The sequence below is a fragment of the Kosakonia sp. S42 genome, assembly GCF_016624785.1.
GTDB lineage: Bacteria > Pseudomonadota > Gammaproteobacteria > Enterobacterales > Enterobacteriaceae > Kosakonia > Kosakonia cowanii.
Genome location: NZ_JACVTW010000059.1, coordinates 1 through 10,026, shown reverse-complemented (window position 1 = coordinate 10,026; position 10,026 = coordinate 1). Strand labels below are relative to the sequence as shown.

7 protein-coding genes and 2 pseudogenes are annotated in these 10,026 nt (G+C 51.5%); 5 read left to right on the top strand and 4 right to left on the bottom strand.

What is annotated here, in order from left to right:
- Positions 1–347: 347 nt before the first annotated feature.
- The 4 genes and pseudogenes from IAE50_RS25120 (at position 348) to IAE50_RS26350 (ending at position 2,263) form a co-directional block, all read left to right on the top strand.
- A complete protein-coding gene (locus IAE50_RS25120; RefSeq protein ID WP_309228116.1) occupies positions 348–560 on the top strand; it encodes a Tn3 family transposase in 213 nt (70 codons plus the stop codon).
- 40 nt (positions 561–600) lie between these two features.
- Positions 601–1,060 (top strand): annotated as a pseudogene (locus IAE50_RS25115) (transposase); the annotation flags it as partial.
- Between the two features lie 159 nt (positions 1,061–1,219).
- Positions 1,220–1,795 carry a plasmid replication initiator RepA gene (gene repA / locus IAE50_RS26355; RefSeq protein WP_234467341.1) on the top strand — a complete coding sequence of 192 codons (576 nt, stop codon included), beginning with the start codon at positions 1,220–1,222 and terminating at the stop codon, positions 1,793–1,795.
- Between the two features lie 153 nt (positions 1,796–1,948).
- Positions 1,949–2,263 carry a hypothetical protein gene (locus IAE50_RS26350; protein ID WP_234467340.1) on the top strand — a complete coding sequence of 105 codons (315 nt, stop codon included), beginning with the start codon at positions 1,949–1,951 and terminating at the stop codon, positions 2,261–2,263.
- 653 nt (positions 2,264–2,916) lie between these two features.
- On the opposite strand, the pseudogene IAE50_RS26900 reads toward IAE50_RS26350, so the two are convergent.
- The 3 genes and pseudogenes from IAE50_RS26900 to IAE50_RS25095 form a co-directional block, all read right to left on the bottom strand.
- A pseudogene (locus IAE50_RS26900) lies at positions 2,917–4,123 on the bottom strand (aspartate-semialdehyde dehydrogenase); the annotation flags it as partial.
- A gap of 211 nt (positions 4,124–4,334) precedes the next feature.
- Positions 4,335–5,627 (bottom strand): cation:dicarboxylate symporter family transporter, encoded by a 1,293-nt coding sequence (locus IAE50_RS25100; protein WP_200581623.1) that lies wholly within the window; start codon positions 5,625–5,627, stop codon positions 4,335–4,337.
- 58 nt (positions 5,628–5,685) lie between these two features.
- Positions 5,686–7,041 (bottom strand): adenylosuccinate lyase family protein, encoded by a 1,356-nt coding sequence (locus tag IAE50_RS25095; protein WP_200581622.1) that lies wholly within the window; start codon positions 7,039–7,041, stop codon positions 5,686–5,688.
- 105 nt (positions 7,042–7,146) lie between these two features.
- Here IAE50_RS25095 and IAE50_RS25090 point away from each other — a divergent pair, with 105 nt between their 5' ends.
- Complete coding sequence (locus IAE50_RS25090; protein WP_200581621.1) at positions 7,147–7,887, top strand: GntR family transcriptional regulator; 741 nt, start codon at positions 7,147–7,149, stop codon at positions 7,885–7,887.
- Positions 7,888–8,888: 1,001 nt separating this feature from the next.
- On the opposite strand, the gene IAE50_RS25085 is transcribed toward IAE50_RS25090, so the two are convergent.
- Positions 8,889–9,506, bottom strand: coding sequence for a TraX family protein (locus IAE50_RS25085; RefSeq protein ID WP_309228113.1), 618 nt, complete (start codon positions 9,504–9,506; stop codon positions 8,889–8,891).
- Between the last annotated feature and the right edge of the window lie 520 nt (positions 9,507–10,026).

Here is a 10,026-nt window from a genome sequence, read left to right as displayed (position 1 = left end):
CTGACTGACCCGGTTGATTTTAATATGAATAAGGCATTTTCTATGGTTTAATCCAATATGAGACGGACAGTAAGAATGTACCACTGAGTTTGCAGACACTGATGAGAAAACGGCTACCGTCCCTGTAACAGCCTGAACTTAACCTGGGTAATCAGATACCGGAGTAATGATCAGGAAACAGGGTCCGGATGACATCATGGCACAGGTCATTGCACCTACTAACGACGCCGGATATATGGTCGCAAACCGCATCGAACCAGTACTTGCATCACCCGGTGCGTCCATATATGGGTTAAGTGATAAAAAGTGTATGGAAATATAGGGGCTAATCCAGGCGGCTACTCAGCATCGTAATTATTTATTATAACTCAGCCCTGTTATCGCTATTGCTGCAGAGATATGAAGCAACCGGTAACACCCGGGGGCTGGAGTTCCTCAAACGGATGTCGCCCGTCGCCTGGCAGCACATCTTTTTAAACGGGCATTACACTTTTATCACTGAAGGGAAAGAGATCGATCTGGACGCGATGATTGACGGACTGACACTGTCATCAGGCTGAAAGCATAAGAAGGCCGACGCCACAGAATTATGGCTGGTTCCCGCTTACAACCCCTTCCCCGGGTGAGAAGAAGCTGGCAACCCAACTCAGCATACGTGCGCCGCATCTGGGAAAACGCCTTGCTGCAGATATCACCCAGGCACTGACACAGCAAACCGTCATCGTTCCCGGTACGAATGCTGCTGTCGTTGTTCTGCCACGCCTTCGCCTCCGCCGCACATCTCGCAGCCTGTGCCGGTCTTGCGCCGGTAACCCGACGCTCCGGCTCATCCATACGTGGGGAACATCCCTCACGACGGGGCAATAAAAGCCTCAAACAGGCGCTGTTCCTGTCCGCCTTCGCCGCGCTCAGAGATCCGATATCCAGGGCTTACTACACACGCAAAATGAGCCAGGGGAAACGACATAACCAGGCACTTATCGCCCTGGCAAGGCGGCGCTGTGACGTCCTGTTCGCTATGATGTGTGACGGTGCTTTTTATACCCCTACGGCGTCATAAATATGCTTGACAACTTCATAGGGACACCCCCCGATACCTGTAATCATCTTGGCGGAAGAATCAGTATCAGGTGGTCAAAAAGCAGGCGCGTTGCCGGTGAAGGGTTACAATGCATGCACCATAGAAAACAACACCCGGCCGCCATAAGAACAGGTTGTCGTGAATGACAATCAAATTTTTGTTCACTGGTCTGAGCTTTCGGCTGAAGAGTTAATCCATATCTGGCAGGATATTGATGCCGGTACTCAGGGAAATTTCTTCATTGCTCCGGTCAAAAAGTTGACTCGCCGCAAACGCGGTGAGCACTCCACAAAAGCCAAATGTGAAAACACGACTTGGTATCGCCAGGAGCATTACAAAAAGCTCTCCGGGCAACTCGTCCATGCCTACAATCACCTGGTGAAAAAAGACAAAGAAACCGGGCAGGTCAGCCTGCGCATGCATGTTTTTCGTCCCCCTCTCTATGTCGCCGGTCGCCGTAAAGCGTGGCGTATATGGCTTCTGTACGGAATGTCAGTGTCTGCTCGATACGCTCTGGCCAGTTCTAGTCAGCTTCTGTGTGCCGGTAAGCATACTGTCGGCATGTGTATCTCCCGTCTGGCAAAGGAGCAGAGTACTAATGACGCTAAAGGTAATGTCATTCTGGAAACGAAGGTGACAGTGTCACGCATTTTACGGCTTATCGAGGAACAGGTACGGTTTGGCATTCTGGGCCTCGCGGAAGAACGCTTCTGAGATCGTGAATCCCGCTCCTGAGTGCCAACTTATGTTTATATCGCCCCGTGGGATTCCAGATGCTCGGCATCGATATAGACAAGCTGTTCAAATCGCGGGAGAAGAAGCTCCGTCAGAGCGTCAAGCGCGAGCAACTGTCCGGGAAGGGGTGAGATGATGTCCAGCCTCACTCCGCGCGTAAATGCTGGTCTGGCTGTAAGCGCCGTGAAGCACTGGTTTACCGTCGCAAAAAAAGGAGTGGAGCTTAAACGTGCCAACAATCTGATTGAGCTGCCGGCAAATGAACGACTCCATGATGCTATGTCTGAATGGATTTACCGCACCCTGCCGCCTGAGGAGGCGTACCGGCGCAAGCGCCGGGCCCGTTCTGGGCAGAACCTAGCACCTCATATATACATCACCTCTGAAAAGCCGCATTACTCCGGGCCGCAGGCCCGGAAAGTGTCACTTTTAAAGAGTATGATGTAACTAAGTGACTGATCCGCTGCACGTGGTGTTGTGGTGAGTATGGAGTAACACACTCGTAAGCGCCCCGACGGGACGCTAACGCGGAGATACGCCACTCTTCGAAAGTCTCGACGTGACCACTCCGGCCGCGCACAGGACGTTCTGTATCGCTTTTAGCGGGTTATGGCTTAGCAGCACCTTATTAAATCAAGCAATTTCGTCTGTATCATCGTAGAAACGCCCCCGTAGCTTGCCTGCGGCTGCGCACTCGCAGTACTGCGCGGCAGCCCACAAGTGTCCAGCCGTCCCCGCCCGCAAGCGTCCGGCGCTAACTGCGCCCCCTCGGGGAGGCTTGGTAAGAACAAAATTGTCTAGCCATTGGGTGAGGTCTTGCAAGGCGAGGAATGATATAGGTGAAACCTATCAAAACGAACCGACTTCGCCGGGTATCTGCGATTCGGCTATTTACTTCTGTTTAACACCTGAGCATCGCCTTTTATGCCCTTCGGGCATGAATGACTGGCTTCGCACTAATCGATATGGTCCGCAATGAGCGAAGTGCGGACGTTGTATGAGCCATTTTTGTCCATCAAATTAGGCGTGACGTAGAAATGACGCATCGCTACATAACAAAAGCACCTGGCGAGCAAGTGCTTAGGTCTGAACAGAATGGATCAAACTCTACCGAGTAGAATATCTAACATGCGGCGCAAAGGTTCGGCTGCGCCCCACAAGAGCTGATCACCTACAGTTAAAACCGAATAGACAGGGTCATTGTTTAGCGACATTTTCTTATAACGGCCAATTCCTATCTGAAGCGAGCCGCTGATATAGGCAGGGGTCAGTTTACTGATACTCTCTTCCTTGTTATTGGGCACATAGTTAACCCAAGGATGGGAATGCACTACTAACTCCGCAAATTCTTCTTCGCTGACTTCACGCTTGAGCTTCAGGGTTATTGCGGCACTGTGGCAGCGGATTACACCGACACGTATGCACAATCCGTTAACCGGAATCGTACCGGGAGATAGGCCCAGTATTTTGTTCGTCTCTGCCTCACCTTTCCATTCTTCACGGCTGTAGCCATCGCCTAAATCGCTGTCAATCCATGGGATGATACTACCCATCAAAGGCGCACCGAAGTTCTGGGTCGGCATATCAGCGCTTTTAATCAGCTCACTGACCTTATTGACTAATGAAAGTACTGAACCTGAAGATGCCAGTTCATCGGCGGACAAATGGCTACTTACATACGCGCTTTGCGTGATTAATTCCCGTACATGCTGAGCTCCGGCACCCGATGCGGACTGATAGATCATTACACTCATCCATTCAATAAGATCTGCTTTTATCAGCCCGGCAACCAGCGCATCCAAGTCAATAATCTCATTGCTGTTCTGGAAGGTATAATGGCCATTCAGTAAAATGTGCTGCCAGGCCACCGGTGATATTCGAGCCAGAGCTTCAATGCCCCTGCATTGCCTTCCGCTTCCAGTCGTTCCAGCAATCGTGACAGGATCGCCGAATTGTAATACATGATCGCATTGGAAATCAACCGCCTGCACTGATTACTGATGTCCGTTTCAATGTCATTTTTTCCGGTTAACTCCTTCTTTCCACCGACTTTGGCCACTGCGGCACGCAGCTGGTGTAAGATTCCATCCGGTTCTGAGAACGCCGGATGTTACGTTACAGCTGCGTATCGCGCAGATACTTCAGCGTATAGATGCTACGGACCAGCCGGTCATATTCAAATAGTGCCTGCCGGGTCGGATTGGTCGTGGAGTACGTGCACAGTTTGCGGGCCAGCGCCCCCTGCGTCATTTCTTTCAGCCCCTGCGTGGCGGCAATACGATCGAGATTGCTTTTTTCGCGGATGAGCTCGCGGGAGGAACGGCTGACGGCCTTACAAAATGACGCCATGACAATGGTATCAATGGGGCGGACAGAGACGAAAGTCAGTATGTTATGCTGGAGCTGGCGATAACCCGGCAAACGCTATACCGGCATATTTCCCCAGATGGTCAACTGCGCGCTGACGAAATAAATCTGTTCAACCGGGGTTAACTCTGGCGTTCCGCGTAAAATTTTTTTATAAAGCTGACTCGGGTTTACGGTTCAGTAAACGGCTGTACTCCTTCTTTGCATCTCCCTCAGAAAATTCACCGCACCAGCGGGACACCACTACAGTTGCTACGCTGTTGCCGATGGTGTTACAGGTAGCGACTGCCATTGACATAAAGCGATAGACGCCAAAGATCAAAGCCAGCCCTTCCACCGGCAGATGCCCAACGGTAGTAACTGTGGCGGCAAAGACCACAAAAGTCCCGCCAGAGACTGCTGCTGCGCCTTTTGAGGTGACCAGCATTACCGCCAGAATACCTAATTGCTGCTGCCAGCTCAGGTCGATGCCATACGCGTTGGCAATGAACAGCGTGCACATCGACATATAAATGCTGGTGCCATCGAGGTTAAAGGCATATCCGGTTGGCAGTATCAACCCAACACTCTGACGGGAGCAACCAAAGCGCTCCAACTTTTGCAGCAGGCGCGGCAGTGCGCTCTCTGAAGATGCGGTGCCCAGCACGATGAAAACCTCATCTTTGATGTATTTGAGAAAACGCCATAAGCTGAAACCGGAGATGCGGCAAATGGTAGCCAGCACGACTAAGATAAAGAAGGCAACGGCAACATAGAACATCAACACCAGATTCAGCAGCGACAGTAATACTGAACTGCCATTGCTGCCGACGGCATATGCCACCGAACCAAAGGCACCGAGCGGTGCGAGACGCATGATCAGGTTGATAAATTCAAAGAAGCATTCGGAAATGCGGCTCATGCCACTTTCAATGACTCTGCGCTTCTCCTGACTCAGCGCCAGCAGGGCAAAACCAAAGATGATTGAGATAACCAGCACCTGCAGCAACTGGCCACCGGCGAAGGCACCAATGAAGTTGTCCGGGAAGATGGCGTAAATAAACTCCATGGTACCGGACGGTGCGTGGCTTTTTGCCAGAGTCGCGTTTACTGCCGAAGTGGCGGCCTCGCTGACGCTGCTGCCCATGCCTGCACCAATATTAAGCAGGTTAGCCCATCCAAGCCCCATCGCTAACGCAAGTGTTGAGATCAGTTCGAAATAGATCAACGCACGTACGCCTATTTTTCCGATTTTCTTAATATCGCCCGCTGAAGCAATGCCGTGTACGATAGTAAAAAAGATGAGCGGTGCAACGGCGGTTTTAATCAGCTTCAAAAAAATGTCGCCGAGTATTTTGAATTTCACCGCAAACTCGGGCAAGGCAAAGCCCAGAACAATCCCGAGCACCATGGCGGCTAGCACCTGAAACGTCAGCCCTTTCCAGAACGGTTTAACTGTAGACATAGCATTGTTCTCTTATTGGCAGGTAGAGTACAGGGCAGTCTGGCTGCCCTTGTTGGTATTATTTTTTATTTTTTTCGGAAGCCAGCAGGGCTCGATCCACCATCACTGGCGCGAGTCCGGTGTAGTTGCCCGGTTCTGTCAGTGCCTGTAATTCCGCTTTGCTGAGCCTGGCAGTCACAATCTCAGTACGCAGCAGCGCATCCAGTAGTGGCATATTCTCGGTGTTAGCAACTCGACAGGCGTCATACACCACGTCATGTGCCGCCTGGCGACCCAGTTGTGGTGCCAGTCCCATCATCACTGCTTCGGCGACGATAAGGCCACGAGTCATGTCGATATTCCTGCGCATGTTGTCGGGTTTCACTTCCAGACCGTTTAGCATGAAAACGGTCTGCTCAAGCGCAGCACTGCTCAACATGAAGGATTCGGGAATGGCGACCCACTCCGCCTGCCATGGACCGGTTGAACGCTCGAAATCCTGAATCATTGCGTCCAGCATCAGGCCCGCATGCTGGCGGACACCTTTGGCTGCTGCATAGATAATTTCGCAGGAGATCGGATTGCGCTTCTGCGGCATGGTACTGCTGGCACCGCGCCCCTTAACGAATGGTTCATAAACCTCGCCCAGCTCGCTGGACATCATCATCATGATATCCAGCGCCACTTTACCGAGCGAGCCGGTCACCAGACCCAGGAAGTTAAGGGTTTCGGCGAAGCCGTCGCGCGCCACATGCCATGTGGTCTGCGGTACGCCCAGGCCGAGTTCCTCCATCATAGCTTGCTGTACCTCAAGCCCCTTTTCGCCCAGCGAAGCAAGAGTGCCGGCAGCCCCCGCGAACTGCCCTACTTCAACGCGTGGACGCAACTGAGCAAGCCGTTCGGCGTGACGATCAAACATGCTCAACCAGACGACACATTTGTAGCCAAAGGTGACAGGCAGTGCATGTTGCAGATGAGTACGTCCCACCATTGGTGTGTCGCGATGCGCTTTCGCCAGTGTGGTCAGCGCCGTTCTGACGTGCTGAAGATCGGTGGCAACGATATCCAGCGCTGAGCGAATCTGTAAAACCACCGCCGTGTCCATGATGTCCTGCGTGGTCGCTCCCCAGTGAACATAGCGTCCGGCTTCGCCGCATATTTTTGAGAGTTGCTCAACCAGGGGCAGAATTGGATAACCGACAATTTCTGTCTGATGTTGCATCTCACTGAGGTCTAACGCTTCATAACGTGATTTTTCAGCAATCTCGATCGCTGCATTGGCCGGGATAATCCCGCAACGTGCTTCAGCTCTGGCCAGTGCGACTTCCGTTTCGATATAATGTTCAATCAATGCTTTATCAGAGAAGACCGCGCGCATTTTTTCTGTGGCAAACATGTTCCTGAACAGCAGGGAATCGTATACGGTGCTAGGCATAAAAAACTCCTGGTATATATGTACGTACATTTAATATATGTTCGTACATGATTAAATCGATGCAGCAGCACAGTCAATTTGATACTTGAATGGAATGTTAGAAATATGATCTCGGTTAGATATTTAATGGTGGCCAGAAAGCTTTCAGATGCGATTAACGGCGGTAAGTATCCGGTTGGCACATTATTGCCGACAGAACATGAGTTATCTGAGATGTTCCAGGTCAGCCGTAGCACCATCCGGGCAGCTATTGCATGTCTGCAGGAACAAGGTTTAGTGTCGCGCAAAAAACGTGTTGGCACACGCGTGGAGGCATCTACCTGTCAGAAAGGGTACTCCCAGACTTTAGGTTCCGTTGCAGACCTGGCGCATTTCGCAAAAACGCAACAGCGCGAGGTTAAAGAAGTCAAGCAATTTGTGGCGGATAAGGTACAGGCTGAGCGCCTGGGACTGGAGCCAGGTGGTAATTATGTGCGTATTTCAAGTATCAGGACGGACAGCGAACATCCCGGAAAGCCAGTATGCTGGACGGATGTCTATGTAGCAAAACAGTTTGTATCGGTTGTTCCTCTGGCGAAAGAGCGAAGAGAAGTACTGATAGCCGCCATTATTGAAGCAGAGTTTGGCCTGGTCATTAACACTATTGAGCAGCGGGTTAAGGCTGTCCTTATAACTAAAGAACTGTCAAAAGCGCTGAATACCGCGGCAGGTGAACCCGCACTAGAAATCACACGTGTCTATCGCGATCAGGCTACCAACATGATGGTGATGTCAGTAACAGTTCATTCTCATGAGCGTTTCGAACTTATTATGAAGCTTGAGAGGGAAAAAAATAAAACAAGTTAAGCCTTGCCGCCTCTCCGGCATCCGCCTGTTTTTCTGGAGAGCCTACCTGTTCAGGAATGTTCACAGTAAGGATCACCTACTTGCAGATGGTCGGAGAACGAGAGGTCAGCGACTAATCGGAGTACGGTATTGACCTAAGACGCGGCGCGTTTAAGACAGTTTCTGCGAACATGACTAACAGCAGACACCGCAGCCGGTGCTGAACTCCCTTTTTCTCGTTCTAAGTGGGCTTCAATGACGCGTGAAATTATCCTGCGCTCTCCTGACTGATTCAGCGGCGCATATTGGAATGGCTGCCTATCAAGCAGATACAGGAGCCATACTGCGCTAGGAAGCTATCATCATACAAAAAGTGTCTGATTAATCTGTTTCAGTTCATCCGGGATAAAAGCAATCTTGAGCGCATCGTCACAATGCTTTGACTACAACATAGATGACGGAAAAATTTGGGATTCCGGTGTAGAACCCCGAAATAAAGCGCCGTGCAATTCTCAGTCCCGCACCCGGAGTATCAGGTAAGAGGAACAACCGAGATGATGACCCAGGTGACCAGCCCATGGCGGTGAAACCTCAGCGAGTCCCAGCTGACGGCATGTTCCAGCTCTTCTGTGGTAGGCTCATGATCGCATTCAAGCAGAGTGTCTCCTGTCTGCGTTTCCCCGTTGCTGCTGTGCTCATACGTTATTTTGTAGGTTGTCATCCTGGCTGACCCCCGTCGTTAAAACATGTCAGTCGTTCTGGTGATAACGTCTCTTCCGAACATTCAGTTCCGCGTCTACAGCAAGCATAGTCGGGTTATCAGCCCAAGAATGAAGAGATGACCGGCATAAGCCATATAGAAGAACATTGCCGGCATGAATCGCCGTTCGCAGCCCTCTGTCAGTGTGCGGACCAGACCAACAGCGGCAACCGGCAGAAGACACGTGGGCAGGATGGACAGCATCACCCCGGTGCCTGTGTGACATGCTGACTGTTGATCACCAGGAGCGCGACGATCGCCATCAGGGCAGCCACTCCGGACAGGCGTCCCGGTGGCGAATGCAGGAACGTTCCCATCGAGAGAGCCAGGCCAGCCCGGACAGACCGTAACTGGCAAAAGACAGCGGCCAGACCATCAGGCCGGGCATCCGGAAGCGGTGATACCACGCCAGCAGCTGCGTCGCGCCGGCGAACACGAACAAAATGTTGAGGGCATACCACGGGTCGTGCCCGGCAAAGGCGAAGGAAAAGACCGGCTGCGTGACGATTGCCCACAGCCATATCCTGTTGGCCCGCGTCTGGAGCCGGTGCGGATTGTGAAGCACGTTGCGCGCCCAGATGAGCACGAACAGGGGGAAGGCCGTGCGTCCCGGCGCGTAAAGTTCCGGCTGCAGGTGTGGCAGCAGCAGTGTGTTCGTGTGATCGACCAGCATGGCCAGCAGGGCGAGCACCTTCAGCCAGTCCGCCGCTGCGGGGCTTAAATTCAGTCCGGCCCTGACCTGTTCCGGTAATGCCTGTATTTTCGCACTCAGTGTGTGCGTGGTATTTATCCCGTGATGAATCAGGCCGGCAGGCGCGGATAATATAATCCTGTGCCCACTGCCAGAATGCTTTGCCTTAATAAGGCGGAACAGCCGCACCGGATTTCTCCAGTATTTTACGGGCAACAGATTCTGGCTTATCCCGCAGTATTAACATGGCCTTCATGTTTGTCTTTATTTTCAACTACCGCTCTCAGTAATCAGAAGCTATTCATAATGCACTATACAGAAAATTAATAATAACTGTTCTCGGCATTTAACTTAATAACTTTATTATTAATTACTATATATACCCGTGATCATTGAAGATGCTTGATTTTACGGATAATGAAGATCATGCTGACCTGCATGAACGTTGAACTGACGACAGAACAGAAAATAGCCCTTGAAGAACTACAGCGCCAGAGTCGTGACCACCATGTCCGTGACAGAGTGCGCTGTGTGTTGCTTTCTTCTGAAAATGGTCAACGGCCATGATCGCGCAGTCTCAACGTATCCATGAAACAACGGTGCGTCGCCATCTCAATGACCGGCTGAATGAGCAAAAACTGGTGCCTGAAGATGGCGGTTCCCGGAGCCATCTCAGCGAAGAACAGACCCAAAAACTGCGGGTTCATCT